This is a genomic window from Rhodovulum sp. P5 (genome assembly GCF_002079305.1).
In the GTDB taxonomy this organism is placed as follows: domain Bacteria; phylum Pseudomonadota; class Alphaproteobacteria; order Rhodobacterales; family Rhodobacteraceae; genus Rhodovulum.
In genome coordinates, this window is the sequence record NZ_CP015039.1 from 2,589,709 (window position 1) to 2,615,684 (window position 25,976).

At 65.5% G+C, this 25,976-nt stretch carries 28 protein-coding genes; 8 read left to right on the top strand and 20 right to left on the bottom strand.

Annotated features, from left to right (window positions below):
* Positions 1 to 223: 223 nt before the first annotated feature.
* Positions 224 to 1,372: an ROK family transcriptional regulator gene (locus tag RGUI_RS12495; RefSeq protein ID WP_081536082.1), complete on the top strand. Its 1,149-nt coding sequence runs from the start codon at positions 224 to 226 to the stop codon at positions 1,370 to 1,372.
* 10 nt (positions 1,373 to 1,382) lie between these two features.
* On the opposite strand, the gene dxs is transcribed toward RGUI_RS12495, so the two are convergent.
* From dxs to RGUI_RS12525, 6 genes are read right to left on the bottom strand one after another with little or no spacing between them, the layout of a single operon-like run.
* Positions 1,383 to 3,311: a 1-deoxy-D-xylulose-5-phosphate synthase gene (gene dxs, locus RGUI_RS12500; RefSeq protein ID WP_081533416.1), complete on the bottom strand. Its 1,929-nt coding sequence runs from the start codon at positions 3,309 to 3,311 to the stop codon at positions 1,383 to 1,385.
* A gap of 31 nt (positions 3,312 to 3,342) precedes the next feature.
* The gene (locus RGUI_RS12505; protein ID WP_081533418.1) at positions 3,343 to 4,212 is read right to left on the bottom strand and encodes a polyprenyl synthetase family protein; all 870 of its coding nucleotides are present in this window, start codon (positions 4,210 to 4,212) and stop codon (positions 3,343 to 3,345) included.
* A gap of 4 nt (positions 4,213 to 4,216) precedes the next feature.
* Positions 4,217 to 4,459: an exodeoxyribonuclease VII small subunit gene (locus RGUI_RS12510; protein WP_081533420.1), complete on the bottom strand. Its 243-nt coding sequence runs from the start codon at positions 4,457 to 4,459 to the stop codon at positions 4,217 to 4,219.
* A complete protein-coding gene (locus tag RGUI_RS12515) occupies positions 4,456 to 5,391 on the bottom strand; it encodes a histone deacetylase family protein (RefSeq protein ID WP_081533421.1) in 936 nt (311 codons plus the stop codon). The genes RGUI_RS12510 and RGUI_RS12515 overlap by 4 nt, the downstream gene beginning before the upstream one ends.
* A gap of 39 nt (positions 5,392 to 5,430) precedes the next feature.
* Positions 5,431 to 6,135, bottom strand: coding sequence for a response regulator (locus tag RGUI_RS12520; protein WP_081533423.1), 705 nt, complete (start codon positions 6,133 to 6,135; stop codon positions 5,431 to 5,433).
* Positions 6,132 to 6,647: a MarR family winged helix-turn-helix transcriptional regulator gene (locus tag RGUI_RS12525; RefSeq protein WP_081533425.1), complete on the bottom strand. Its 516-nt coding sequence runs from the start codon at positions 6,645 to 6,647 to the stop codon at positions 6,132 to 6,134. Before RGUI_RS12525 ends, RGUI_RS12520 begins: the two co-directional genes overlap by 4 nt.
* 185 nt (positions 6,648 to 6,832) lie before the next feature.
* Here RGUI_RS12525 and RGUI_RS12530 point away from each other — a divergent pair, with 185 nt between their 5' ends.
* Together RGUI_RS12530 and RGUI_RS12535 are read left to right on the top strand one after the other, a co-directional pair.
* The gene (locus RGUI_RS12530; protein ID WP_081533427.1) at positions 6,833 to 7,699 is read left to right on the top strand and encodes a branched-chain amino acid aminotransferase; all 867 of its coding nucleotides are present in this window, start codon (positions 6,833 to 6,835) and stop codon (positions 7,697 to 7,699) included.
* A gap of 103 nt (positions 7,700 to 7,802) precedes the next feature.
* Positions 7,803 to 9,215, top strand: coding sequence for a phosphomannomutase (locus tag RGUI_RS12535; protein WP_081533429.1), 1,413 nt, complete (start codon positions 7,803 to 7,805; stop codon positions 9,213 to 9,215).
* Positions 9,216 to 9,358: 143 nt separating this feature from the next.
* Here the strand turns inward: RGUI_RS12535 and RGUI_RS12540 are convergent, their stop codons facing one another.
* From RGUI_RS12540 to pncA, 5 genes are all read right to left on the bottom strand, one after another.
* Positions 9,359 to 9,946, bottom strand: a complete 588-nt coding sequence (locus RGUI_RS12540) for a sulfite exporter TauE/SafE family protein (protein ID WP_172841138.1) — start codon at positions 9,944 to 9,946, stop codon at positions 9,359 to 9,361.
* Positions 9,895 to 10,200 carry a hypothetical protein gene (locus tag RGUI_RS21720; protein ID WP_172841139.1) on the bottom strand — a complete coding sequence of 102 codons (306 nt, stop codon included), beginning with the start codon at positions 10,198 to 10,200 and terminating at the stop codon, positions 9,895 to 9,897. The genes RGUI_RS12540 and RGUI_RS21720 overlap by 52 nt, the downstream gene beginning before the upstream one ends.
* Positions 10,201 to 10,308: 108 nt before the next feature.
* Positions 10,309 to 12,003 carry an adenine deaminase gene (gene ade / locus RGUI_RS12545; RefSeq protein ID WP_081533432.1) on the bottom strand — a complete coding sequence of 565 codons (1,695 nt, stop codon included), beginning with the start codon at positions 12,001 to 12,003 and terminating at the stop codon, positions 10,309 to 10,311.
* A 290-nt stretch (positions 12,004 to 12,293) separates the two neighbouring features.
* Positions 12,294 to 13,586 (bottom strand): nicotinate phosphoribosyltransferase, encoded by a 1,293-nt coding sequence (gene pncB / locus RGUI_RS12550; protein WP_081533434.1) that lies wholly within the window; start codon positions 13,584 to 13,586, stop codon positions 12,294 to 12,296.
* Positions 13,587 to 13,589: 3 nt separating this feature from the next.
* The gene (gene pncA / locus RGUI_RS12555) at positions 13,590 to 14,198 is read right to left on the bottom strand and encodes a bifunctional nicotinamidase/pyrazinamidase (RefSeq protein WP_081533436.1); all 609 of its coding nucleotides are present in this window, start codon (positions 14,196 to 14,198) and stop codon (positions 13,590 to 13,592) included.
* Between the two features lie 107 nt (positions 14,199 to 14,305).
* On the opposite strand from pncA, the gene RGUI_RS12560 reads away from it, so the two are divergent.
* The 3 genes from RGUI_RS12560 (at position 14,306) to RGUI_RS12570 (ending at position 17,103) form a co-directional block, all read left to right on the top strand.
* Complete coding sequence (locus tag RGUI_RS12560; protein WP_081533438.1) at positions 14,306 to 15,232, top strand: rhodanese-related sulfurtransferase; 927 nt, start codon at positions 14,306 to 14,308, stop codon at positions 15,230 to 15,232.
* A gap of 34 nt (positions 15,233 to 15,266) precedes the next feature.
* On the top strand, positions 15,267 to 15,953 hold the full coding sequence (locus RGUI_RS12565; protein ID WP_081533440.1) for a hypothetical protein: 687 nt from the start codon (positions 15,267 to 15,269) through the stop codon (positions 15,951 to 15,953).
* 436 nt (positions 15,954 to 16,389) lie between these two features.
* A complete protein-coding gene (locus RGUI_RS12570; protein ID WP_081533442.1) occupies positions 16,390 to 17,103 on the top strand; it encodes a hypothetical protein in 714 nt (237 codons plus the stop codon).
* A gap of 118 nt (positions 17,104 to 17,221) precedes the next feature.
* On the opposite strand, the gene RGUI_RS12575 is transcribed toward RGUI_RS12570, so the two are convergent.
* Complete coding sequence (locus tag RGUI_RS12575) at positions 17,222 to 17,710, bottom strand: peroxiredoxin (protein WP_081533444.1); 489 nt, start codon at positions 17,708 to 17,710, stop codon at positions 17,222 to 17,224.
* An 83-nt stretch (positions 17,711 to 17,793) separates the two neighbouring features.
* Here RGUI_RS12575 and RGUI_RS12580 point away from each other — a divergent pair, with 83 nt between their 5' ends.
* Together RGUI_RS12580 and rsmD are read left to right on the top strand one after the other, a co-directional pair.
* Positions 17,794 to 19,005 carry an NAD(P)/FAD-dependent oxidoreductase gene (locus RGUI_RS12580; protein ID WP_081533446.1) on the top strand — a complete coding sequence of 404 codons (1,212 nt, stop codon included), beginning with the start codon at positions 17,794 to 17,796 and terminating at the stop codon, positions 19,003 to 19,005.
* The gene (gene rsmD / locus RGUI_RS12585; protein WP_081533448.1) at positions 19,002 to 19,562 is read left to right on the top strand and encodes a 16S rRNA (guanine(966)-N(2))-methyltransferase RsmD; all 561 of its coding nucleotides are present in this window, start codon (positions 19,002 to 19,004) and stop codon (positions 19,560 to 19,562) included. The genes RGUI_RS12580 and rsmD overlap by 4 nt, the downstream gene beginning before the upstream one ends.
* A 28-nt stretch (positions 19,563 to 19,590) precedes the next feature.
* On the opposite strand, the gene rpsO is transcribed toward rsmD, so the two are convergent.
* From rpsO to RGUI_RS12625, 8 genes are all read right to left on the bottom strand, one after another.
* Entirely contained in the window at positions 19,591 to 19,860 is a 270-nt protein-coding gene (gene rpsO / locus RGUI_RS12590) for a 30S ribosomal protein S15 (protein ID WP_081533450.1), read from the bottom strand.
* Positions 19,861 to 19,999: 139 nt separating this feature from the next.
* Positions 20,000 to 20,341: a DUF5665 domain-containing protein gene (locus RGUI_RS12595; protein ID WP_081533452.1), complete on the bottom strand. Its 342-nt coding sequence runs from the start codon at positions 20,339 to 20,341 to the stop codon at positions 20,000 to 20,002.
* Positions 20,342 to 20,411: 70 nt separating this feature from the next.
* Positions 20,412 to 20,924 carry a hypothetical protein gene (locus tag RGUI_RS12600; protein ID WP_081533454.1) on the bottom strand — a complete coding sequence of 171 codons (513 nt, stop codon included), beginning with the start codon at positions 20,922 to 20,924 and terminating at the stop codon, positions 20,412 to 20,414.
* 133 nt (positions 20,925 to 21,057) lie between these two features.
* A complete protein-coding gene (locus RGUI_RS12605; RefSeq protein ID WP_081533456.1) occupies positions 21,058 to 21,951 on the bottom strand; it encodes an alpha/beta fold hydrolase in 894 nt (297 codons plus the stop codon).
* A gap of 58 nt (positions 21,952 to 22,009) precedes the next feature.
* Positions 22,010 to 22,747: an SDR family oxidoreductase gene (locus RGUI_RS12610; RefSeq protein WP_081533458.1), complete on the bottom strand. Its 738-nt coding sequence runs from the start codon at positions 22,745 to 22,747 to the stop codon at positions 22,010 to 22,012.
* A complete protein-coding gene (locus RGUI_RS12615; protein ID WP_081533460.1) occupies positions 22,744 to 24,066 on the bottom strand; it encodes an FAD-binding oxidoreductase in 1,323 nt (440 codons plus the stop codon). Before RGUI_RS12615 ends, RGUI_RS12610 begins: the two co-directional genes overlap by 4 nt.
* On the bottom strand, positions 24,063 to 24,485 hold the full coding sequence (locus tag RGUI_RS12620) for a GtrA family protein (protein WP_081533462.1): 423 nt from the start codon (positions 24,483 to 24,485) through the stop codon (positions 24,063 to 24,065). Before RGUI_RS12620 ends, RGUI_RS12615 begins: the two co-directional genes overlap by 4 nt.
* A complete protein-coding gene (locus RGUI_RS12625; RefSeq protein ID WP_081533464.1) occupies positions 24,482 to 25,939 on the bottom strand; it encodes a UbiA family prenyltransferase in 1,458 nt (485 codons plus the stop codon). Before RGUI_RS12625 ends, RGUI_RS12620 begins: the two co-directional genes overlap by 4 nt.
* Positions 25,940 to 25,976: the final 37 nt, after the last annotated feature.

The following is a 25,976-nucleotide window of genomic DNA, read 5'->3' on the forward strand; positions in this document are numbered from 1 at the left end:
CTCCCGCTCGTGTCGCGTCCGGATCGGCGGCGTTCTCCCCGCTGTCCTTGTGCCCTATGAGCGCGATTCTCAGGCGAAATGTCAATAAATAATTCAGAGTGATTTATTTATTGACAGATGTGGCGTGACCTCGCCATCCTTGGGGCAAGCCGAACAGGAGATCGACGTGGAGAAGGTGGAGCCGCAACTGACCGTACCGATCCGCGGGTCGAGCCAGAGCGGCATGCGCGCCCATAATGAGCGGCTGGTTCTGACCTTGCTGCGCCGCCACGGGCCGCAACCCAAGGCGCAGATCGCGCGCACGACGGGGCTGTCGGCGCAAACGGTGTCGGTCATCATGCGGCGGCTTGAGGAGGACGGGCTGCTGGTGCGCGGCGCGCCGATGCGGGGCCGGGTGGGGCAGCCCTCGGTCCCGATGGCGCTTGCCCCCGATGGGGCGCTGTTCTTCGGTCTGAAGGTCGGGCGGCGCAGCCTTGAACTGGTCCTGATGGATTTCATGGGCCATGTCCGGGACCGCCGGCAGGAACGGCACCGCTATCCGACGCCGGACGGCACGGTCAGCTTTGCCCGCCGGGCTGTGGTGGAAATCATGGCCGCGCTTGACCCCGCGCTCGGTGCCCGGCTTTCCGGCATGGGCATCGCCTTGCCGTTTCAGTTGTGGGACTGGGCCGAGCCCATCGGGGCGCCCCAGGACGAGATGTCGGCCTGGCGCACCCGTGACATCCGGGCGGAACTGGAGGCCGCGCTGGGCCTGCCGGTGTTCCTGCAAAACGACGCGTCATCGGCATGCGGGGCGGAACTGGTCCTGGGTACCGCGGACCTGCCCGCCAATGTGCTGCATGTCTTCGTGGGTTATTTCATCGGTGGCGGCGTGGTGCTGAACGGCAGTCTTTTCACCGGAAGCAAGGGCAATGCCGGGGCGCTGGGCTCACTTCCCGTGCTGGCTGCCGACGGAACGCGCCGCCAGTTGATCGAACTGGCCTCTCTGGCCACGCTGGAGCGCATGCTGGAGGCCACCGGGGTCTCTGCCGGGACGCTATGGGCGTCGCCCGACCGGTGGGAGGTCGATACGCTGATCCTGACCGACTGGCTGGAAGGGGCCGCAAACGGGCTTGCCCAGGCTGTCGCCGCGGCCTGCGCGGTCATCGATTTCGAGATGGTGCTGATCGACGGCTGGCTGCCGCCCGAGATCCGGGCCTGCCTCGTGCGTCGCACGCAGGAGGCCTATGCCGGGATGAACCGCGCCGGCCTGACCCCGGTGGCGATTGCCGAGGGCACCATCGGCCCCCATGCGCGATCACTGGGCGCGGCCTGCCTTGCCCTGTCAGAGCGGTTCTTGGTGGACCAGAACGTGCTGTTGCGCGACGCCTGAGCGTTCGCGGTCAGGCGCGCTTGGCCGCGGCGTCGGAGGCGTCCAGAACTTCCAGCACCTTCGCCTCGATATCCGGGGCGTTCATCTTGGCAGAGGCATACATGTCCGCGGGGCTGGCATGGTCGATGAAGGTGTCGGGAAGGACCATGGAGCGGTATTTCAGCCCACTGTCGAAAATGCCGTTTTCGGCCAGGAGATGCGCGACATGGCTGCCGAAGCCGCCGACGGCGCCTTCCTCGATGGTGATCAGCGCCTCATGGTCGCGGGCAAGGCGCAGGATCAGCTCCTCGTCCAGCGGCTTGGCAAAGCGGGCATCGGCGATGGTGGGCGTGATGCCCTTGGCGGCGAGCGCCTGTGCCGCCTCGTTCACCTCTTTCAGCCGGGCGCCGAAATTCAGGATCGCCACGCGCGACCCTTCGCGGATCATCCGGCCCTTGCCGATTTCCAGCGGAACGCCCTTTTCGGGAAGCTCCACCCCCACGCCTTCGCCCCGCGGGAAGCGGAAGGCGATGGGCCCCTCGTCATGGGCGACGGCGGTGGCAACCATATGCACCAGTTCGGCCTCGTCCGCGGCGGCCATCACCACCATGCCCGGCAGGTTGGCCAGAAACGCGATGTCATAGCTGCCCGCATGGGTCGCGCCATCGGCGCCGACAAGCCCGGCCCGGTCGATGGCAAAGCGCACCGGCAGGCGCTGGATCGCCACGTCATGCACGATCTGGTCGTATCCGCGTTGCAGGAAGGTGGAATAGATCGCGCAGAACGGTTTCTGCCCGCCTGCGGCCAGCGCCGCGGAAAAGGTCACCGCGTGCTGTTCCGCGATCCCCACGTCGAAGGTGCGTTCGGGGAAGCGTTCGGCGAACAGGTTCAGACCGGTGCCGTCGGGCATCGCCGCGGTCACGCCCACGACCTTGCGGTCGGCCCGCGCCTCGGCAATCAGGGCGTTGGCAAAGACCTTGGTGTAGGAGGGGGCATTGGCGGGCGTCTTCTTTTGCTCACCCGTCGCGATGTCAAAGCGCGACACGCCGTGGCAGCGGTCGGCGGCGGCCTCCGCCGGGGCATAGCCCTTGCCCTTCTGCGTGATGACATGCAGCAGCATCGGCCCGGTGGCCCGGGTCTTCACCGTGCGCAGGATCGACAGCAACTGGTCAAGATCGTGCCCGTCGATCGGGCCGACATAGGAAAAGCCCAGCTCCTCGAACATGGTGCCGCCGACCGTGACATGCTTGATCAGGTCCTTGGCACGCTTGGCGCTTTCCTGCAGCGGGCCCGGCAGATGGCGCACCGCGCCCTTGGCGATGGCCTTGAATTCCTGGAACGGTGCGCCGGTATAAAGCCGGTTGAGGTAGGTCGACATCGCGCCCACCGGCGGGGCGATGGACATCTCGTTGTCGTTCAGGATCACCACCATCCGCGATTTCAGATGGCCCGCATGGTTCAGCGCCTCGAACGCCATGCCGCCGGTCAGCGCCCCGTCGCCGATCACCGCGATGGCATCGCCAACGCCGGCTTCGGGCGCCGTGCCCAGATCGCGCGCCACCGCATAGCCCAGCGCCGCCGAGATCGAGGTGGAACTGTGACCCGCCCCGAAGGCGTCGTATTCGCTTTCCGACCGCTTGGTGAAGCCCGAGAGCCCCCCCTTCTGGCGCAGGGTGCGGATACGGTCGCGCCGCCCGGTCAGGATCTTGTGGGGATAGCACTGGTGGCTGACATCCCAGATCAGCCGGTCGCGCGGCGTGTCGAACACCGCGTGCAGCGCCAGCGTCAGTTCGATAACCCCAAGCCCGGCACCCAGATGGCCGCCGGTCTCCGACACCGCCGCGATGGTTTCCTGCCGCAACTCCTCGGCAAGCTGCCTCAGTTCGGCGTCCGAGAAACCTTTCAGGTCGGCAGGGCTGGACACACGATCCAGAAGCGGGGTGACGGGGCGGTTACTCACAGTACGGGCCCTCCGGGGCTGTCGGCGCGATTCAGGTCTCGCGCGCAATAACGAAGCGGGCCGTTGCCCGCAAGGTATCGGCCTTTTCGCCAAAGGGGGCGAGGGCGTCTTCGGCCTCTTCGACCAGCGCCTTGGCGCGGGCCTTGGCCCCGTCGAGGCCCAGCAGCGACACGAAGGTCGCCTTGCCGGCATCCGCATCCTTTTGCACGCGCTTGCCGGTCTTGGCCACGTCGCCCTCCACATCAAGGATGTCGTCGGCGATCTGGAAGGCAAGGCCCAGCGCGGTGGAATAGGCAGACAAGGGCGCGATATCGGCCTGGCCCAGCCGTGCCCCGGCTTCGGCCGACCAGCGGATCAGCGCGCCGGTCTTGTTGGCCTGCAACTCGGTGATCTCGTCCAGCGTCAGCGGGCGGCCGGCGGTTTCGGCGGCGATGTCCTGCGCCTGCCCCAGCACCATGCCATCGATGCCAGAGGCCCGCGCCATCGTCGCGACAAGGTCGATCCGCACCGCGGGGTCGGGGTGGCAACTTTCATCCGCCAGAAACTCGAATGCCAGCGTCTGCAACGCGTCGCCGACCAGAAGCGCCGTGCCGTCATCCCATTTCACATGCACGGTGGGCTGGCCGCGGCGCAGGTCGTCGTCGTCCATGCAGGGCATGTCGTCATGCACAAGGCTGTAGGCATGCACGGCCTCGATGGCGGCGGCGGCGTGCACCGACTGCTCCGGCCCGATTCCGTAAAGCGCGGCCCCTTCCATCACAAGAAAGCCGCGCAGGCGTTTGCCCCCGGCCACGGCGTAGCGCATGCCGTGGGTCACGGGCTGATCGGCGCGGTTTTCAAGGGACGTCATCAACCGCGCCTCGATCCGCGCGGCGGCGGCCTTCAACTGGGTCTGGAACATGGGATCAGAGACCTTCGACAGGGGCGGTGCCCGTGGGTGTGCCCTCGGCATCCAGCTTGATGGCCTCGACCTTTTCCTCGGCCTCTTTCAGCTTGGCCTCGCAATGGCGCTTCAGCTTCGCGGCATGTTCGGAAAGCGTGATCGACTCTTCCAGCGGCACCTCGCCCTTTTCCAGCGCGGAGACCGCCGATTCCAGCGCCGCCATCGCCTCTTCGAAGCTCATCTCGGTGATCTTCTTCTCGCTCATGCCCCCCGCTCCATCAGAACGCCCACATGGGCCGCGACGCTCGCGGCCAGTGCGTCAAGATCATATCCGCCTTCGAGTGTCGAGACCAACCGCCCCCCGCAATGGGTCTCCGCGATGTCGCAGAGCCGCTCGGTGATCCATGTGAAATCGGCCTCGCGCAGGTGAAGCTGGGCCAGCGGGTCGGCGGTGTGGGCGTCGAACCCGGCCGAGACGAGCAGCAACTCCGGCGCGAAGTCCGCCAGCCGCGGTAGGACGTGGTGCTCCACCTCGGCCCGGAAGCGTGCGCCATCGGTCTGGGCGGGCAGGGGCAGGTTCAGCACGTTGTCATGGGCGCCGGTTTCGTCCGCCGCCCCCGTGAAGGGGTAGAACGGCGCCTGGTGGGTCGAGATGAAAAGCGCGTTCGGTTCGTCCCACAGCACGTCCTGCGTGCCGTTGCCGTGATGCACGTCGAAATCCACCACCGCGACGCGGGACAGACCGTGCCGGTCCAGCGCGTATTTGGTGCCGATCGCCACGGTCGAAAACAGGCAAAACCCCATCGCGCGGGTCTTCTCCGCATGGTGGCCCGGTGGGCGGACGGCGGCAAAGGCGTTCGCCACCTCGCCCGCCATCACCATGTCGATGGCCCGCAGATGGGCCCCCACGACGCGCAAGGCGGCCCGCATCGACCCCGGAGAAACATGGGTGTCTGGGTCGAGAGAGACCGAACCCGCCTTTGGGATCGCGGCGCGCAGCTTGTCGATATAGCCCTGCGGATGGGCGCGCAGGATCTCGGCCTCATCGGCCAGGGGCGCGGTTTCGCGGACAAGGGCGGAAAACCTCTCGGTCGTCAGCGCCTCGTTCACGGCCTCCAGCCGGGCGACGCGTTCGGGGTGCCCCGGCGGTGTGACATGGCCAAGGCAGTCGGGATGGGTGATCAGCGCGGTTGTCATGCGCGAAAGGCTAGGGGCGCGGGGGCGACCCCGCAACCGTCAATCGGGGGCCAGCATGTAGCCCGCCCCGCGCACGGTCTGCAGATAGCGGGGCTGCTTGGGGTCTTCCTCGATCTTGCGGCGCAGGCGGGTGATCTGCACGTCGATGGCGCGTTCCTGCGCCTGCCCGCCATCGCGGCCCAGTTCCTCGACCAGCGTTGTCCGGCTGACGGCCTCGCCCGGGCAGGCGGAAAAGATACGCATCAGTTGCGCCTCGGTCGCGGTCAGGCGCACGCGTTCCTCGCCCTGCCACAACTCGCCGCGGCCGATGTCATAGCGCACCGGGCCCAGATGCAGCACCTTGGGCAGCCGCGCTTCGTCCCGCGCATGGGGCAGGCGGCGCAGGATCGCGTTGATCCGCAGCAGCAGTTCCTTCGGCTCGAACGGCTTGGGCAGATAGTCGTCGGCCCCGGCTTCCAGCCCCTCGATGCGATCCGTGGTTTCGCCCCGGGCCGTCAACAGCAGGATCGGCGTTGAAATCTCGCGCCGAAGTGCGCGGGTAAAGCTGATCCCGTCTTCCTCTGGCATCATCACGTCCAGCACGATCAGGTCGAATTCCAGCCCGGCCAGCAATTTGCGGGCATGGGCGGCATCGCGCGCGGCGCTGACCCAAAAGCCGTTGCGCACAAGAAACTTGCGCAGCAATTCGCGAATCCGGGCATCGTCATCGACGATCAGCAGGTGGATTTCGGTTTCGGCATTCATTTCCCGCCATCCGACAGGCGATTGAAATGGCGGCGCATCTCCGGGTCCATCATCGCCTCCAGCACCTCGCGAAATCCGGCCACGGCGCTGGGGCCGGCGGCGCGATAGGCCTCGCGCATCCGTTCCCGCTGGGCGGTGGACAGTTCGTGTTCCAGCGCCGCGCCGCTCTCGGTCAGATACAGGTGACGCTCGCGCTTGTCGCGGTTGCCCACCCGGCTTTCGACCAGCCCGTCCTCGATCAGGCTGCGCAACACGCGGTTCAGCGACTGTTTCGTCACGCCGAGGATCGACAGCAGGTTGTTCACCGTGGTGCCCGGCGCCCGGTGGATGAAGTGGATCGCCCGGTGATGGGCGCGGCCATAGCCGTATTCTTCGAGAATGCGGTCGGGATCGGCGGTGAAGCCGCGATAGGCGAAGAACATCGCCTCGATTCCCTTCCGAAGCTGTTCGTCGGTCAGATAAAGCAGGCTTTCGCCGCTTTTCTTCGTAATTGCGGACGTCCCTTGCGCCATGATCCCACCCCGCAGGTTTGCATTCCGATCAATTGTTAAGCGATCATATGTCAGCCTTGTTGACTTTCCAAGACTCAACTGATAGCCATCCGTGAAATTAGCGCAACATTATGTCCGTTTCGGACCTAGGTTGCGCAACTTTCGTAAAAGCAACGCCGCGAGAGGCAAGAGGAAGGACTACAGCCATGGCTGGCTACGACGACCGGGACGGCTTTATCTGGATGGATGGGAAACTGGTGCCTTGGCGCGACGCCAATGTGCACATCCTGACCCATGCGATGCATTACGCCTCCTCGGTATTCGAGGGGGAGCGGGCCTATGGCGGCAAGATCTTCAAATCGGTCGAACATTCGGAACGGCTGCGGTTCTCTGCCAGCCAGATCGATTTCGAGGTCCCCTACACGGTCGAGGAAATCGAGGCCGCGAAATACGAGGTCATGAAGGCCAACAACCTGACCGACGCCTATGTCCGTGCGGTCGCGTGGCGCGGTGCGGGGGAAGACATGGGGGTCGCCTCCGCGCGCAACCCGGTGCGCATGGCCGTCGCGGTCTGGGAATGGGGTGCCTATTACGGCGATGCCAAGATGAAAGGCGCCAAACTGGACATTTCCAAGTGGAAGCGGCCCAGCCCCGAGACGATCCCGAGTGCTGCCAAGGCCGCCGGGCTCTACATGATCTGCACCATGTCCAAGCATGCGGCAGAGGCCAAGGGCTGTTCGGACGCGATGATGTTCGACTATCGCGGCTATGTGGCCGAGGCGACCGGCGCCAACATCTTCTTCGTCAAGGATGGCGAGGTGCACACGCCCAAGCCCGACTGCTTCCTGAACGGGATCACCCGGCAGACAGTCATCGGCATGCTGAAAGACCGTCAGGTCAAGGTGCATGAACGCCATATCGAACCCGGTGAGCTGGAAGGGTTCGAACAGTGCTGGCTGACCGGCACGGCGGCAGAGGTCACGCCGGTGGGCCAGATCGGCGACTACAACTTCGAAGTCGGTGCCCTGACCCGCGAAATGTCGAACGCCTACGAGACGCTGGTGCGCGCCTGATCCGGGCCCGGACTGCGACGCAGGGCAGAACTGCCCTGCGTTCTTGACTTGTCAGACCGCCTGAGCCTCTATGCCCGCGATTTTCAGGCAAGGCAGTTCTCTTATGGCACCCAAATTCGGAACAAGCGGGCTTCGCGGTCTGGTGACGGACCTGACGCCCGATCTTGTCGGCCGCTACACGCGGGCCTTCGTGGCGGCCTGTCCTGTCGGGGACAGCATTTTCGTCGGCCGCGACCTGCGCGACTCCTCCCCCCGAATTGCGGGCGACGTGATCGCGGCGGTGCGCGCCGCTGGCAAGCGGGCCGTCGACTGCGGGGCGCTGCCCACCCCGGCGCTGGCGCTGGCGGCCATGGGGCAGGGCGCGGGCGCGGTGATGGTCACGGGCAGCCACATTCCCGCGGACCGGAACGGGCTGAAATTCTACCTGCCGACGGGCGAGATTTCAAAAGCCGACGAACAGGCCATCGCGCAGAGTTTCGCATGCGAAACTTTTGCCGCGTCGGGGGCGCAGGGCGCGCTGGCGGCCGATCCGAAGGCCCTGTCCGACTATGTCGGGCGCTATGCGCAGGCTTTTGGCGCGGATGCCCTGGCGGGGCTGAAGATCGGCGTTTATCAGCATTCCTCCGTCGCCCGCGACGCGATGATGGACGTGGTGCAGGCCCTGGGGGGGCAGGCGCTGCCGCTGGCCTTTTCCGATCACTTCATCCCCGTCGATACCGAGGCCGTGGATGCCGATACCCGCGCGATGCTTGCGGGGTGGTGCGCGGATCACGGGCTGGACGCGGTGATTTCCACAGATGGCGACGCCGACCGGCCGATGCTGACCGATGCCAACGGGCGCGTGGTGCCCGGCGATGTCATGGGCATCGTCACGGCGCGCGCGCTGGGCGCCCGGGCGGTCTGCACGCCGGTGTCGTCCAACAGCATGGTCGCGCGTCTGCCAGAGTTCGACACCGTGCGGCTGACCCGGATCGGATCGCCCTTCGTCATCGCCGCGATGGAAGAGATCCTCGCCACCGATCCCGCCGCCCCGGTCGTGGGGTTCGAGGCGAATGGCGGGTTCCTGCTGGGCTTCACGGCCCATCGGCCGGCCGGCGCGCTGCCACCGCTGATGACGCGCGATTCCCTTTTGCCCATCGTGGCGGTGCTGTCCGCGGCCCGGGCTGCGGGGGGCGGGGTGGCCGATCTGCTTGCCGGTTTGCCCGCCCGGCGCACCGCCGCGGACCGGCTGCAAGGCGTGGCGACAGAGGCCTCGGCCGACTTCCTTACCGGGCTGAAGGCCGATCCGAACGCCCGCGCCGAGTTCTTCGCGCCCGCGGGGGCAGAGACGTCGTGTGACCTGACCGACGGGCTGCGCGTGACGTTTGAGGGCGGCGATATCGTGCATCTGCGCCCCTCCGGCAACGCGCCGGAGTTTCGGGTTTATACCGAGTCGGAAAGCACCGACCGGGCAGAGGCGTTGCTGGCCACCTTCCTCGACCGGGTTGCCGTCCGTCTGATCGGCGCTCTGGCGTAAACCCATCTCCGGAAGACCTTTGATCGGCGCTCCGGCGATGGCGCTGCGGGGCTGCCGCCCCTTTGCTCCGCGCCGCAGGCTTCGGCGCGAACGGCGATGGTTCGAACTGTGCGCGAGGTTTTGGGACGTGGTGCAAGACGTTTTCAGAACACCAGATACTTCACCCCGATCCCCGTCACGATCACGGCCATGATCGCCTGCAGTACGGCATTGGGCATCGCCCGGTTCACCTTCGGCCCCAGGATCGCGCCCCCGATGACACCGACGATCAGCGGGATCAGGATGCCGAACTGGATCTCGGCCCCCAGCGCCACGAAATTGCTGATCGACACGGCCAGCGACATGAAGATCGCGATCGCCGCGGTGGCCGGGATGATGTACATCGGCAGACCCAGCATCACCGACAGATAGGGCACCAGCAGGAACCCCCCGCCCACGCCGAAGATCGCCGCCAGCATCGCGATGCCCGCCCCGGCCAGCAGGGGAGAGCGCAAGGGGATGCGGTAGGCGTGATCGCCATAGGAAAACGACAGCGCCCGGAGCGAGATCGACGTCCCCCGGACCGGCAAACCTCCGGGCAGGCGCCTGGTGTCGCGGCTGAACCAGCCCTTGACCAGCTTGGTGACGATCTGCACGGCAATGGCGAGGGTCAGGACGCCGAACAGCGGGCGAAAGGTCGTCATGTCCGACAACAGAAGGCTGGAAAGCGTGCTGCCGACATAGGCGCCCACCAGCCCCCCGGCCCCAGCAACACCCCAAGCGGCAGAACCACGGCCGACCGGCCGAAATAGCCCGGCACGAAGGTCAGCGTCGCAGCGAGGACGACAAGCTGGGTCATCGGTTTGACGCTGTTGGGGTCGGCGACGGCGAAAAGGGTGATCAGGCCGAAAGAGGTCAGGATGCCCCCCGCAGCCCCGATGGCCGAGAACACGACGCCGGCCAGAACGCCCCAGCCCAGATAGGCGGGTATCATCATGACTTCCACGGTGCGGTCCTCCCTCGTCGCTCCGCAACCGGCGCGCATGGGGTGCGGGCCGGTCCGCCGAACATCAAGACCGGCCCGCACGGGATTTTCAAGGGCCCGCGCCCGGTGTCAGGAGATCAGTTCGAACCGGTCCACATCGACCATGCCGCGGTCGGTGATCTTCAGCGACGGGATCACCGGCAGGGCAAGAAAGGCCAGTTGCAGGAAAGGTTCTTCCAGCGTCACGCCAAGGCTTTTGGCGGCGGTGCGCAGGGAAACCAGCCGGTCATGGACCGCCTCGAACGGATCAAGGCTCATCAACCCCGCCACGGGCAGGGGCAGTTCGGCCAGAACGGTGCCACCCGCGGCGACGACGAAACCGCCCTCGATCTCGCTCATCCGGTTCACCGCCAGCGCCATATCGGGATAGTCCACGCCGACACAGGCGATGTTGTGGTGATCGTGACAGACGGTGGAGGCAATCGCCCCCCGTTTCAGGCCAAATCCCTTGACGAAGCCCGTCGCGATATTGCCGTTCTTTCCGTGCCGTTCGACCACCGCGATCCGCACCAGATCGCGCGCCGGATCCGGGCGCTTGTCGCCATCGACGATGGGGACGGTCTCGTGCAGGTGTTCGGTCAGGATCTTGCCGTCCAGAATGCCGATGACATGGGTGTCCTCCCGGTTTTCCGCGAGGCGGAAGTTGTCGGCCGTGACCTGTGGCGCGAGGACGGAGTGTCGCCCGATCGGGGCGATGGTGTCGCGTGCGGCAAAGGCGGTCTCGCCCACGCGCCGCCCGGCCGCCCAGACCATTTGCGCGCGGCAGTCATTCAAGCTGTCCAGCGCCACGATATCGGCGCGCTTGCCCGGTGTGATCAGGCCGCGATCTTTCAGCCCGAATGCCTCTGCCCCGGACAGGGACGCCGCGCGGTAGACGGCCAATGGCGGGCAGCCCAGCCCGATCAGCGTGCGGATCATGTAGTCGAGATGCCCGGCATCCGCGATATCCAGTGGATTGCGGTCGTCGGTGCACAGGCACATGTAGGGCGCGGTCGTCTCGGTCAGCACCGGTTGCAGGGCGTGCAGGTCCTTGGATACCGATCCTTCGCGGATCAGCACGCGCATCCCCTTTTGCAGCTTTTCAAGCGCCTCTTCGGCGGTGGTCGCCTCATGCTCTGTCCGGATGCCCGCGGCGATATAGGCGTTGAGGTCGCGCCCCGACAGAAGCGGGCAATGCCCGTCGATATGACCGCCGTCAAACAGCCGCAGCTTGGCCAGAACGCCCTGGTCACGGAAGATCACGCCGGGGTAGTTCATGAACTCCGCCAGCCCGATGCCGGAGGGGTGGCCCATCAGGGCGGCCAGCGCGTCGGCGTCGATCTCGGCGCCTGCGGTTTCCATCGTGGTGGACGGCACGCAGGAGGAAAGCTGTACCCGGATGTCCATCAGCGTGTGTTCGGATGCCTGCTGGAAGTATCGGATCCCGTCGGGCCCGATGACATTGGCGATTTCATGCGGGTCGCAGATGGCGGTGGTGATCCCGCGGGGGGTGACGCAGCGGTCGAACTCGAACGGCGTGACAAGGCTCGACTCGATATGCAGATGCGTGTCGATGAAACCGGGGACGAGGATCAGGCCGGAGACGTCGACGACCTCTCGCCCCTCATATTCCGCGCCGGTGCCGACGATGGTGTCGCCGCAGATCGCGACATCGCCGTCCAGCATCGCGCCGGTGATCAGGTCGAAGACACGGCCCCCGCTGAGGACCAGATCGGCAGGCTCGTCGCCCCGGCCCTGGGCAATGCGGCGTTCAAGATCGGCCATCGGTTGCGTTCCTTCTGCACCCCCGGGCGGTCCGGGTGTCACCCTAAGACATACCAGCGGACCGTGAACATGACCACGTCACAGACGAGTTCAGGTTGTGCCGGAGATCCAAGGCGCGGAGTCGAGGGGAGTCAGCCCCGGCGATCTGCTGACGCCTGCGCATCGATCAGAGGCGCGGCGAACGTGTCGCGACAAAGTGCCCACAAGTTTGGTCGGATTGCCGCGCCTCGACCCTGCGATGGCGCGCCTCGGCACATCGTCGGCGGATGCCCGCGGCTGACGCGGCCCGCTCAGACCACGACGTCGATGGCCTCTTGCGTGCCGACGCCGAACACCCGTTTGTAGCGTTCGATTTCGTCCGCCGGGCCCATCGCCTTGTTGGGGTTGTCCGACAGCTTTACCGTCGGGCGGCCGTTGGCGCTGACCGCCTTGCAGACCAGAGAAAACGGCGCCAGCGCGTCGTTCGCCACCAGTCCGCGGAAATCGTTGGTCAGAAGCGTGCCCCAGCCGAAGCTGATCTTGGCGCGGCCCGCGAATTGCGCGTGCAACTCGATGATCTTGTCCACGTCCAGCCCGTCTGAAAAGATGATCAGCTTCTGCGTCGGATCCTCGCCCCGCGCCTGCCACCAGCGGATGGCGGTCTCTGCCCCTTCCGCCGGATCGCCGGAATCGATGCGAATGCCGGTCCAGCCCGCCAGCCAGTCCGGCGCGTGGTCGAGAAACCCCTTGGTGCCATAGGTGTCGGGCAGCATGATCCGCAGGTTGCCGTCATGTTCTTCGTGCCAGTCGGCCAGAACCTTGTAGGGCGCCTGCCGCAATTCCTCGTCCGTCTCGGCCAGCGCGGCCAGGACCATGGGCAGTTCATGGGCATTGGTGCCGATGGCCTCGATATCGTGGCGCATCGCGATCAGGCAGTTGGAGGTGCCGACGAAGCTGCGGCCCAGACCCTCGATCATCGCCTCGACGCACCAGTCCTGCCACAGGAAGGAATGCCGCCGCCGGGTGCCGAAATCGGCGACCTTCACGCCCTCAAGCGTTTTCAGCCGCTCGACCTTTTCCCACAGCTTGGTCATCGCGCGGGCATAGAGGATCTGAAGCTCGAACTTGCCCATCCGCTCCAGCACCGCGCGGGAGCGCATCTCCATCAGCACGGCGAGCGCGGGGATTTCCCACATCATCACCTCGGGCCAGCGGCCCTCGAAGGTCAGTTCGTACTGGCCGTCGCGCTTTTCCAGGGAATAGGGCGGCAGTTGCAGGTTCTCGTACCACTCCATGAAATCGGGGCGGAACATCTGGCGCTTGCCGTAGAAGGTGTTGCCGCGCAGCCATGTGCTTTCGCCGCGGGTCAGGCGCAGGGTGCGAATGTGGTCAAGCTGTTCGCGCAGCTCGCCCTCGTCGATCAGATCGGCAAGCCGGATGTCGGTGGACCGGTTGATCAGGCTGAAACGGACATGCGTGTCGGGCCGGTTGCGGAACACCGACTGGCACATCAAGAGCTTGTAGAAATCCGTATCGATCAGGGACCGGACGATGGGGTCGATCTTCCACTTGTGGTTATAGACCCGTGTCGCGATGTCGACCATGCGTTACGGTTCCAGCACGATGTTCGCTTCCAGCATCGCCTGTTTGGCGTCTTCCAGCGACCCGTTCAGGTCGATCCCCCGGCAGGCACCGTCGATGACCGTCACCGCATAGCCCAGCTTGTTCGCGTCAAGCGCGGAGTAGAGCACGCAGAAATCGGTGGCCAGCCCCACCAGCGTCAGGTGGTCGATGCCCTTGCCGGACAGATAGTCGTCCAGCCCCGTTGGGGTTTCGTGGTCGTTTTCGAAGAACGCGGAATAGCTGTCGATCTCGGCGCGGAAGCCCTTGCGCACGATGTGATCGGCACGGGAGACGTCCAGCGCGGGGTGGAAGGCGGCGCCCTCGGTGTCCTGCACACAGTGGATCGGCCACAGGATCTGCCCGCCATAGGGCATGTCGATCACCTCATAGGGATTCTTGCCCGGATGGTTGGCGGCGAAAGAACTGTGATTGGCCGGGTGCCAGTCCTGCGTGAAGACCCGCGTCTCGAATTCATCCATCAGCGCGTTGACGCGGGGAATGATGGTCTCTCCGCCGGGCACTTCCAGCGCGCCGCCGGTGCAGAAATCGTTCTGGATATCGATCACGATGAGGGCTTCGTTCGCGGGTCGCATGGGCCTTCCTCCGGTCGGTTTCGCCCCAAGGGGTTAAGGAAGTGCCCCCCCCGGGTCAATGCCCCGCTCTTGCCGCAGGGCCGGTGCCCATCGTATCACATGCGTCGATGTATGATGTCGCAGCCCTGTACCACTTCACCCGGTTCGATGATCCGGCGCGTCTGAAACCGCCGCTTCTGGCCTTGTGCGAGGCGGAGGATATCTGCGGCTCACTCCTTCTGGCGCGGGAGGGGATCAACGGGACGATCGCCGGGTCCCGTGCGGGGATCGATGCGGTGCTGGCCCATATTCGGGCGCTTCCGGGCTGTGCCGGCCTGGAATGGAAGGAAAGCACCGCCGCGGACCGCCCCTTTGGCCGGATGAAGGTGCGCCTGAAGCGCGAGATCGTCACCATGGGGCAACCGGATGTCGACCCCCGCGCCGCCGTGGGCCATTACGTGCGGCCACGGGACTGGAACGCGCTGATCGCGTCAGAGGACGTGGCCGTGATCGACACGCGCAACGACTATGAAATCGCCATCGGCAGTTTCGAAGGTGCGGTCGATCCGGGCACGCGGAGTTTTCGGGACTTCCCGGCATGGTGGCAGGAAAACCGCCATCGGTTTCACAACAAGCGGATCGCGATGTTCTGCACCGGCGGTATCCGCTGCGAGAAATCGACGAACTACCTTTTGTCCCAAGGGGTTGAAGAGGTCTGTCACCTCAAGGGCGGGATCCTGAAATATCTGGAAGAGGTGCCGGAGGAAGAGAGCCTCTGGCACGGCGCCTGTTTCGTGTTCGACGGGCGCGTGTCGGTAGAGCACGGGCTGCGCGAGGGGGCCCATGTGATGTGCCATGCCTGCCGCCGCCCCCTGTGCCCAGAGGATCTGGCCCACCCGGACTACGAGGAAGGCGTGCGCTGCCATCAGTGTGCGGGTGAGTATTCCGAGCCGCAACGGGCCCGCTTTCGCGAACGCCATCGGCAGGTAAAGCTGGCCGAGGCGCGGGGGGAACGGCATCTGGGGCGGTCTGGACGCGGGGCCGACGGCACCTAGACTTAGAAAAGTCTGAGGTATCGGAGGGCCCGAAATGCTTCACGTCGTGACCCCGTCGACCGTGTCGCGCAAATACGCCATGAAGATCCGCAAGGTCCCGCGGGCGCTGTTCGGGCATGGGTCGGGCCTGTTGCCGCCGGGGTCGATGACCAGCAAGATCTATCTGCGGATGCTGATGGAAAATTCGTTCCTGCGGTATTGCATCCCGCTGACGCCGTTTCCCGTGGCCATGCTGCTGTTCCCGGACCTGGCCTTGCCCATCGGGCAGGCGCCGGCGCTGATGTTTCTTGTGGTCTACCTGTTCGAATCGCGGCTGCTGTCCGTCGACAATCCCGAACGCCGCCGTCGCCTGATGGCCGAGGAAGAGGCCGAGCGCGGCGCCGATATCGCCAAGGCCCGGGGGCGCGAGATCCTGACCAAGATCGCCGCCAAGCGCGGGCAGACGGCGGGAGAGTTGCACCTTGTGATCGAACAGACCCAACTGGCGCGCATTCCGCCGGTGACGATCGTTTCGCTTCAGACCGCCGAGCCGGAACCAACCGTTCTGGACATGGACGAGGAAGAAGTCGCGCTGATCCACGAGACGCTGTTCGACGATGAGTTCACCGAACAGCGCATGCACATCACCAGCCTTGCCCTGGGGCGCTTCTTGCACGATGTGGTGCTGGAGGCCCGGAGCGTGTCCGCCCATGCGCGACTTGCGGCGCTGGCCGGGGAGTAGGGCAGGGCGTCCCCGTTCCGCGGGCCGGGCCGAATTCAGGGAAGATCCGAGGCGTCGATTAGGAGCGTTCGGCACCGCCTTGTGCGGCCCAAATCCGCTTATTCAAGAGCGCAACATGGCCAACTCGCCTTAAGGGCGAGATGTTTTAGCTATTGGATTCAATCTACCAAAAATTAGCGAAATGGGGCAATCGAAATTATTGACGAAACCGTGAATGATTGCTTAACGTCCCTGCGTTCGCGGACTTGGTGGGAATCGCGGTCGCCGAAGGCCTGTCAGGTCCGAACGGCCACGATACACGGGGTGCGATGTCTGCGGGACGGGTCGCCATAATGGCGGCACCAGACGGACTGAATTGGACTCCGGTGCGTGGATGGGCGGGCATGCCTGCAAATCTCTGTACCTCTGCTGTTACAAGGCATGGAAGGACAGAACGATGAAAGTCTTCAAAAGTTTGGCCGCCGCAGCGCTTGCACTGGCCGTCTCCGGCGCAGCAAATGCTGAAACACTGTTGTATGACGAAGTAATCGACGGCGATGCCGCGCCGCTTCGTCAGGGATCGCCCGTCGTTGACCTTGTGGCGGGGCGCAACGTGATTTCGGCCTCGGCCCTTTATGTGGACCGGCAGGCCGATCTGGATGCATTCGAACTTCGCCTTGGCGCGGGATTGGAAATCGAGAATCTCTCGGTCAGCTTTTCCAGTTTCTATTACGGCGGCGATTATTATCACGAAATCAATGGCCAACCTTACGGTAACCCCGCCCTGATGTATGTCAGCTTTGGCGCATATTACGCGAAAAGCGGGGGCGGCGGGCGCTCCTACCTTGGGTCGGTGTATCATAGCATCGACGACCCGGTCGAAGACGGCGAAAGTATTTCGCTGGGCTATTCGTCCTTCTGGGCCGCGGGTTCGGAAGAGGCCCGCAATGGCATGGAACTCCTTGTCTATCTGCAAGGCTACAGGGCAGAGGTCGGTCTTCAGGGCGTGATCTACGATATGGATTATTCGTTCGTCTTCGACGTGGCCGACCTGAACGCCCCGCCCTTGGAACAGAATCTGCCGCGAAACCCGTTGCCGTCGTCGCTGCTGTTGATGTTGGGGGCGATGGGCGCTGTCGGCGGATACCGCCGCATCACGACACGCAACTGACCAGTCTGGCAAGCGGGTCCCGCGTCGCCACGCCGGGGGCCGTATGTCACCCCAAAACGCATCGCGCCCCCGCACTATGGCGGAGGCGCGTTTTCGTGACGGTTCAGGGGTGGCCGCCTCAGATTTGCGCCAGCAGCGCCTCACCGGCCGAGATCTCGCATTCGCCGGGGCTGTCCTCGACATTCAGCGCCTTGACGACACCGTCATCCACGAGCATCGAGTAGCGTTTGGATCGCGCCACCAGACCCACGGGCATCGCGTCGAAATCCATGCCGATGGCGCGGGTGAAGTTGCTGTCGGCATCCGACAGCATGGTGATCCCGGCCGCGTGCGCGCCGGTCGCATCGCCCCAGGCCTTCATCACGAAGGGATCGTTCACGGCGACGCAGATGATTTCGTCCACGCCCTTGGCTTCGAGATCCGCCTTGGCGCGGATGAAGCTCGGCATATGGGCCGAATGGCAGGTGGGGGTGAACGCGCCGGGCACGGCGAAGATCACAACCTTGCGGCCCTTCAGCTTGTCGGCGAGCACGACTTCGCCGGGGCCGTCGGCGCCCATCTCGGTAAAGGTCGCGTCGGGCAGGCGGTCGCCTACGGAAATCGTCATCGGGCTTACTCCTCGCACATTGCCAATGGTTTCATCGCTCAGATAATCTGTGCCGCGGAATAGGCCAGAGCGAAAGGGCGCGGATGTCCCATATCGTCATTGTCGGTGCCGGGCAGGCGGGCGCTGCGCTTGCCGCGAAACTGCGCGGGCTGGAGTTTACCGGCCAGATCACCTTGATCGGCGAAGAACGGGTGCCGCCCTATCAGCGCCCGCCCTTGTCGAAGAAATACCTGCTGGGCGAGATGGAGCTGGAGCGGCTGTTCCTGCGCCCGCCCGACTTTTACGCCGAGAACGGGATCGATCTGCGCCTGTCGGACACGGCCATTGCCATCGACCGGGCGGACAAGACGGTGATCGCGGGGGGGCATGCGATCGCCTATGACCAGCTTGCCCTGACCACCGGCGCGGTGCCGCGGCGCTTGCCCGCCGATATCGGGGGGACCTTGTCCGGCATCCACGTCGTGCGCACGCTGGCCGATGTCGATGCAATGGCGCCGGCCTTCGTGGCCGGGGCGCGCGTGCTGATCGTGGGGGGCGGTTATATCGGGCTGGAGGCCGCGGCTGTGGCGGCCAGCCGTGGGCTGGCGGTCACCTTGATCGAGGCCGCGCCGCGCATCCTGCAACGCGTCGCCTGTGCCGAGACTGCGGCATGGTTCCGCGATCTGCACCGGGCCCGTGGGGTCGATCTGCGCGAAGGCACGGTCCTGACCCGGCTGATCGGCGAAACCCGTGTCACCGGGGCGGAGATGTCGGACGGCACCGCGCTGAACGTCGATTTCGTCATCGCGGGGATCGGTGTCAGCCCGGCCACCGAACTGGCGCAGGCCGCGGGGCTGGCGGTGGAAGACGGCATCACGGTGGATGCGTTTGGCCGCACGAGCGACCCGGCGATCTGGGCCGCGGGGGATTGTGCGTCGCTGCCCTATCGCGGGCGACATCTGCGTCTGGAAAGCGTGCAAAACGCCATCGACCAGGCAGAGGCGGTGGCCGCGAACATGCTGGGGGCCGAGACGCCCTATGTGCCGAAGCCATGGTTCTGGTCGGATCAGTACGATGTGAAGCTTCAGATTGCCGGGCTGAACATCGGTTATGACCATGTCGTCGCGCGCCCGGGTGACCGGGAAGGAAGCCTGAGCCACTGGTATTTTCGCGGGGCGGAGCTGTTGGCCGTCGACGCCATGAACGACCCGCGTGCCTATATGACCGCCAAGCGGCTGATCGAGGCCGGACGCTCCCCCGATGCGGCCGCGGTGGCCGATGCGGGTGTTGACCTCAAGACGCTGATGGCCGCGTGAGGATCATTGCCGGACAGCACAAGGGGCTGCGGCTGGCCTCGGTCGGGAAGGGTGACGCCGGTGCGCATCTGCGCCCCACGACCGACCGGGTGCGGGAAAGCCTGTTCAACCTGATCCTGAACGGCGGTTACGGCGATCCGGTGACCGGTGCGCGGGTGCTGGATCTGTTTGCCGGGACGGGCGCGCTGGGGCTGGAGGCGCTGTCGCGGGGCGCGGCCCATGTGACCTTTGTCGATGACGGGGGCAAGGCGCGGGCGCTGATCCGTGAAAATGTCGAGAAATGCCGGGCCGGGGGGGCGACGAAGATCTTTCGCCGGGATGCCACGCGTCTGGGGGAACCCAAGGGGGCGCCCTTCGATCTGGTGTTTCTCGACCCGCCCTATGGCAAGGGGCTTGGCGAACGGGCGCTGGCCGCCGCGCTCGACGGCGGGTGGATCGCGCCCGGGGCGCTGATCATCTGGGAGGAGGGGGCGGCGGTCGTGCCGCCCGACGGGGTGGAGGTGATCGACACACGCCAATACGGCGATACGGTGATCACGCTCCTGCAACCGTCGTGACGCCGGTCGTCCGGCGCCGCATCCGGCCTTAGCGGCGGATGCCGAGGTTCTGGATCAGCTTCAGGTAACGGCTTTCGTCCTTACCCTTGAGGTAGTCCAGAAGCTTCCGGCGCTGGGCGACCAGTTTCAGAAGACCACGGCGGGAGTGGTTGTCCTTCTTGTGGGTCTTGAAATGCTCGGTCAGCGTCGAGATGCGGCTGGTCAGGATGGCGACCTGAACCTCGGGCGAACCGGTGTCGCCGTCCTTGGTGCCGTATTCCTTGATCAGCCGGTTCTTTTCTTCAGCAGTGATCGACATCGGGGTCTCCTTTCAAAGGGTCCATGGCACAAGCCGGGATGTCGTCCAGCAGGGCCCGTGGAGAAAAAACGCCCGGACGGTCCGGGCGAAGGCCGCCGTATAGAGGATTCGTGTGTGGAAGGAAAGGGGGCGTGGCGGCCTATTCCTGCAGCGGGGGGGCGCCTACCCCTTCCGGGGCATCGCCGCCCGGGGCCTGATGCCGGATTTCGCGCGCGATTTCCACCGCCCAGTCGCCGATCACCGGGATGAAGTCGATCTGCGACAGGGAATAGGCGATGACGGAAACAAGCACCGAAGCCCCGACAACGGTGCCAAGCCCCATGGTCATGCCGCGCAGGAACTGCATCAACAGCATCCGCCGGGCAGAGCCGTTCAGCACGAAGAACCGTTGCGCGTTCAGGGCTTCGACTTCGCGGCGCAGGGCGGCGATTTCGCGGGCGAGATCGGCGGGCTGGTTATCCGGTTGTCTGGGGTCGGGCATGACGGCGCTTCGGTGGTTCGCATTGCGGCCAACCTAGGCCAAGCGGTGCGTCGCGCCAAGCTTTGCCCGCCTACACCGCGGCAGACAGATATTCGGGGAACAGCGTGTCCGGGACGAGGTTGACCTTGGCCAGGTTCATCCCGGCGCCGCCGCTGACAACAGCCAGCGGCATGCCATCCAGCATCAGCATCGCATCGGTCGTTCCGGTCTGCGATGGACGCTTGGACAGGACCGGGTCGGGATGGGTCTTTGAGTCGTAGACGATGAAAAGCGCGTCTTCCTGTTCGTCATAGGTGTCCACGAGGGCCGGCCATCTTGTATCGCGGTCGAACAGGTCGTCGAGCGAGAACGGTTTCGCCGTGGCGGTCGCCCGCGCCCATTCCTGGGCCGAGAAATCCGGCCCGTCATCGGTGTCGAGGGCCATCAATGCCGCCTTGAACGCGTCTGCCCGCGCCAGATCGTCGGAAGGGATGTCATCGAGACAGGCGGAGCGGTCGGGTACTGTTCCGCCTGCGGGCAGGGGGGCTTGCGCCTCGGGCGCGCCGGTCACCAAGAGCCCCAAGAGACCTGTCACGGTGTTCATCTTCCGCTCCTTCCAGAACGCCCCGCGCCGCCTTCGACGGCTTTCACCGTCGGAAAGTCTACGCATCCCGGCGCCCTGCCGCGACGACAAGCTGGAAAACTGGTAACCGAAACCTTGACGCGGGCGGGCCGGGTCAGGCGGCGAAGAAGGGAACGAAAGCGTCCAGCACGGCCTGGGGCGCCTCTTCCATGGCGAAATGGCCCGACCGGCAGGATGCGTCCTGTACGTTTTCGGCCCATGCCCGCCACAAGTCGGCCGGATGCCCGGTTTGTGCGGGAAACCCGGTTTCCGCCCAGAGAAACATCAGCGGGGCCGCGATACGTCGGCCCGCGGCGCGGTCGGCCTCGTCAAGATGGCGGTCGGTCGTGGCCCCGGCGCGATAGTCGGCACACATCGCGGCAATGCGGGCCGGGTCGCCCGCCTGACGGCGATAGGCGGCAAGGGCTGCGGGCGGGAACACGTCCAGCGATTTCGCCAGCGTCCAGCTTTGCAGCGTGTGATCGATATAGCCGACCGGGTCGGCGCCGATCAGCCGTTCCGGCAGCGGCGCAGGCTGGGCAAGGAAGGTCCAGTGATAGGCCTTGTAGGCAAGATCGGCAGTCCAGGAGGCCCAGAAATCGCCCGTGGGCACGATCTCTATGATCCCCAGCCGGTCCACGCGGTCGGGATGGTCGAGCGCCAGCCGATAGGCCACCCGCGCGCCGCGGTCATGGCCGAGGATATGCGCCCGCGCCAGCCCCAGCGCGTCCATCACGCCGACGATGTCGCGGGCCATTTCGCGTTTGGAATAGGTGGTGTGGGCGTCATCATCTGGGGGCGCGTCGCTGTCGCCATAGCCGCGCAGATCGACCACGATCACATCGAACCGCTCTGCCAGTGCCGGCGCGACGTTCAGCCAGCACATGTGGTTTTGCGGATAGCCGTGCAGCAGGATCAGCGGCGCGCCCGTGCCCGCGCGATGCACGGACAGGCCGATGCCGTTGGTGTCGATACGGGTTTGGGTAAATCCCGGAAGTCCTGATGCCATGGCTGCCCCCCTCTTTCGGCGTCAGACTAAGCGCCGGATGGAGCGATGTCGCGCGCTTTCAGAGGGAGAGCTTCTTGAACACGGCCTCGGGGATGGCGCGGATGATGGCCATGATCAGACGCCAGACGGGGCGGACATAGATGATGTTCCGCTTCTTCTCGACGGCTTTCACGATGGCCGTACCTAGTTCCTGAGGTTCCGCTGTGAGGCCCCCCGGCAGGTCCATCCCCTCGGTCATCCTCGTGTTCACGAAGCCCGGCAGCACGGTGACCACATGCACGCCCTGTTTGGCAAGCCGGTTGCGCAAACCCGACAGGAACGCGGTGAACCCCGCCTTTGACGCGCCGTAGACATAGTTGGTCGCGCGCCCCCGGTCACCTGCCACGGAACTGATGCCGACCAGTGTGCCGGAGCCGCGCGCGGCGAAGCGGTTTGCCAGGTCTCCGAGGATCAGTGCCGGCCCCTCGAAATTGGCGCGTATCACGAGGGCCGCCTTGCCCGCGTCGGTCTCGTTCTCCGCCTGATCGCCCATCAGGCCGACGGCGCAAACGGCAACCTCTGGCAGGGTCGGCAGGTGGTCGAGAAAGGCGGCGTGGTGCGCGGTGTCGAGCGCGTCGAAGTCGTGCACCGATGCCGCGACATTGTAGCGGATCGTGATGTCTGTGGCGTCGGGCTGAAGGCTTTCCGCATTGCGCGCGGCCAGCTGGATCGGGTGGCCTTCGGCGGCAAAGGCATGGGCCACGGCGCGGCCGATATCGGACCGCGCGCCAAGGATCAGGACGGGGGGCTTGGTCACAGTGAGAGCCTTTCGGACTGGGAGGAACGGAAGGCGGGGGACATGCCCCTTGCCTGCCGCAGGGCGGCGAAGTCCTCCGCACGGGGATCGGCGGCGCGCAGGGTCTTCGCGCTCAGCCGCGCATCCTTGGCCAGGTAGAACCGCCCGCCATGGGCCAGCGTGATCGCATCCAGCCGCGACATCAGCGCCAGCGTGCGGCGGTTGACGGGGAAGTCGAGCGCCAGCGTGTAGCCCTCCATCGGGAAGGAAAAGCGGCCCTGTCCCGGCCCGAACCGTTTCAGCACTGACAGGAAGCAGCCGGCGCGCGCCGCAGCGATTTCGTCGAGCAGCGCATGCAGGCCGGTATTGGCCACCTGCAGGGGCAGAACGCATTGAAACTGTACGAAACCGCGGCGGCCATAGATTCGGTTCCAGCCGAGGATCGCGTCGAGCGGGTAGAAATAGCTGTCCCAGTCCACGTAGGACGTGCCTGCCTGCCGCAGGCCATTGCGGTAATAGGCGGCGTTGAAGGCCCTGACCGTCAGTGGGTTCAGCGCAAGGCCGGGGAAATCGATGGGGATGGTCTTCGTCGTCTTCTCGGGCGTGCGGAGGGGATGCAGCCGGTGCTGGTGCGGCAGCTCCACGGCCCGGGCATGTTCGCCCAGCATGACAAGCGCGCGGCCCTTGGCGGCCCCGGTGCTGAGACAGTCGATCCAGGCCACCGAATAGGTCGCGTCGTGATGATCCTCGAATGCGGCCATCGCGGCATCCAGATCGGGGGCGGGGATCATCCGTTGCCGGATCCAGGCGCTTTCGACGGGCCGTAGGCGGATCGCGGCGCGCAGGATGACGCCGGTCAGCCCCATGCCGCCAACCGTCCAGTCGAAAAACTCGGCATTCGCGTCCCGCGAACAGCGGTGCACCTGTCCGTCCGGCCCCATCAGGTCGATCCAGTCGACGCTTGCGCGCATCGCCCCGTCGCGATGATGGTTCTTGCCATGCACATCGGCCGCGATCATGCCGCCCAGGGTGACGAATTTCGTGCCCGGCGTGACCATGGGGAACCAGCCGCGGGGCAGGAAGGTGTCGATGACGTCGGACAGGAGGAGCCCCGCCTCCGCCACCAGTTGGCCCGTATCAGGGTCGAAGGCGATCATCCTGTTGAAGCGGCGCATGTTCAGGGTCGTGGCCAGCCCGATCGCGCTGTCACCATAGGCACGGCCATTGCCGCGGGCGATCACGGCGCCTTTCGCGACCGCACGGGCCAGCGCCGCTTCGCTGTCGGGCCGGGATTCGTCGGTGTCCACCACCGGAAACCGGCCCCAGCCCGAGAGCTTCATGCCCTTGCCCCCAACTGGCTGTCGGTGAAGACAAAGCGGCGGTCGAGCTGGTACTTGGTCACGTAGCCGACGGTCAGCCCCAGAAGGGCCCCGACCTCTCGCATCCTGTCGGTTTGCCAGATGGCCCAAAAGGCGGTCTCGGTCCCCCAGAAGATCGCGGTCGTGACCACGCCCATCAGGGTATAGAGCGAGAATTTCCGCCCATGTGCCCTGAGCCCCGTGCCGGTGTCGGCAAAGATCCACCGCTTGTCGAGCAGGTATTTCAGCACCAGCCCCATGCCGGTCCCGCAGACCAGGGCGGCCACGAAGACCAGCGGCCCGTCACCCAACAGGAATACCACGCGCTGGGTGCCGAGATTGGCCAGCGTGGCCAGTACGGCAAAGGCGGAATAGCGGAAGATCAGCCCATGCAGCGTCATAGCAGCATCGCCGCCAGCGCGAAGCCCGCGATCAGCAGGAAGCTCATCCGGCTGATGCCGTCCCTTGCGGCATAGACGACCGGGTCGTCATGCATCTCTCCGCGATGGGCGATCATCACCGTGCGCGACAGCCAGTAGAGCAGCACGCAGCAGATGCCCCAAAGTGCCTCTGGCAGGGAGTAAAGCTCCTGCGTGGTGGGGGCATTGACGTAAAGCGCCATGACGAGGACGGAGACATAACCCGCCCCGATTGCCATCATCGAGATGATCGGCAGGTCCTCGACAGAATAGTCGCGCCCCGAAGCGCCCGGTTCCTGTCGTTTCAGGTTATCGACAAGTTCCGCCTGCCGTTTCACCGCGGCGAGCGCGAAGAAAAAGAAGATCGAAAAGGCCAGCATCCAGACCGAAAGCGGTAGACCCGTCGCCGCACCGCCCGCGATGATGCGTATCGTGTAAAGCCCGGCCAGAACGCAGATGTCGATGACCTTCCTTCGCTTCAGGCCCATCGAATAGGCCGTGGTCAGCCCGATATAGCCCAGCATCACCAGGAAGAACGGCCCGCCAAGTGCAAGTGCGATCAGGGTGCCGCCGGCCAGCATGCCGGCACCCATCATCGTGCCATGGGCAATCGGTACGCGGCCCGCGGCGAAGGGGCGTTCACGCTTGCGCGGATGCGCCCGGTCGGCCCTGAGATCGACCAGATCGTTGAGGACGTAGACCGCCGAGGCGACGAGAGAGAAAGCCGCGAAGGCGAAAAGCGATGCAAGGACCGCCCCAGGCGTGAACGCATGCGCGGCCAGAAGCGGCATGAAGACGAGGATGTTCTTGACCCATTGATGCGGGCGCAGGGCCTGCATGTAGGCGCGCCAGCTTGCCCGATGGGTCGCCAGATGCTCTGCCCCGGGATCGAGGGCGTCGGCGGCCGCCCGCAAGGACCGCGATGCATTGACGGTGATCGCCCGCCCGGCCTGATCCCAGATCGCCAGATCGGCGCGCGAGTCGCCCATATAGGCATAGTGTCCCGCGCCGAAGCGGTCATTCAGGAGCGTGGCCTTCGCCCCTGCCTTGAGGTTGGTCCGCCCGTCCGATCCGTGGACCTCGTCGAAGATCCCCAGATGGTCGGCGATCTCTTCGGCAAGGAAACGGTCGCTTGCGGTGATCAGCACGGTTCGGCCGCCGGCCGCCCGGAATTGGCGGATATGGTCGATGACGGTGCTATCGTAGGGCAGGGTCGTGACGTCGATATGCGAATGCTCTGTCAGGTGGCGTTTCAGCGCCGCCTTGCCCTGGCGCAGCGCCAGGGCCGCGGTGAAGGGGCGGTGCCAATTGCGAGCACAGGCCGACCAAAGGCTCTCAAACAGCATATCGCTTCGAAGAAGCGTGCCGTCGAGGTCCACGGCGAGGACGGGACATGGAAGATCCGGCTGCGGTTCGGTCACAACGGCCTCATCCAAGGCTCAACTTTCGCGGTGATCGCACAGTTTGCACTCA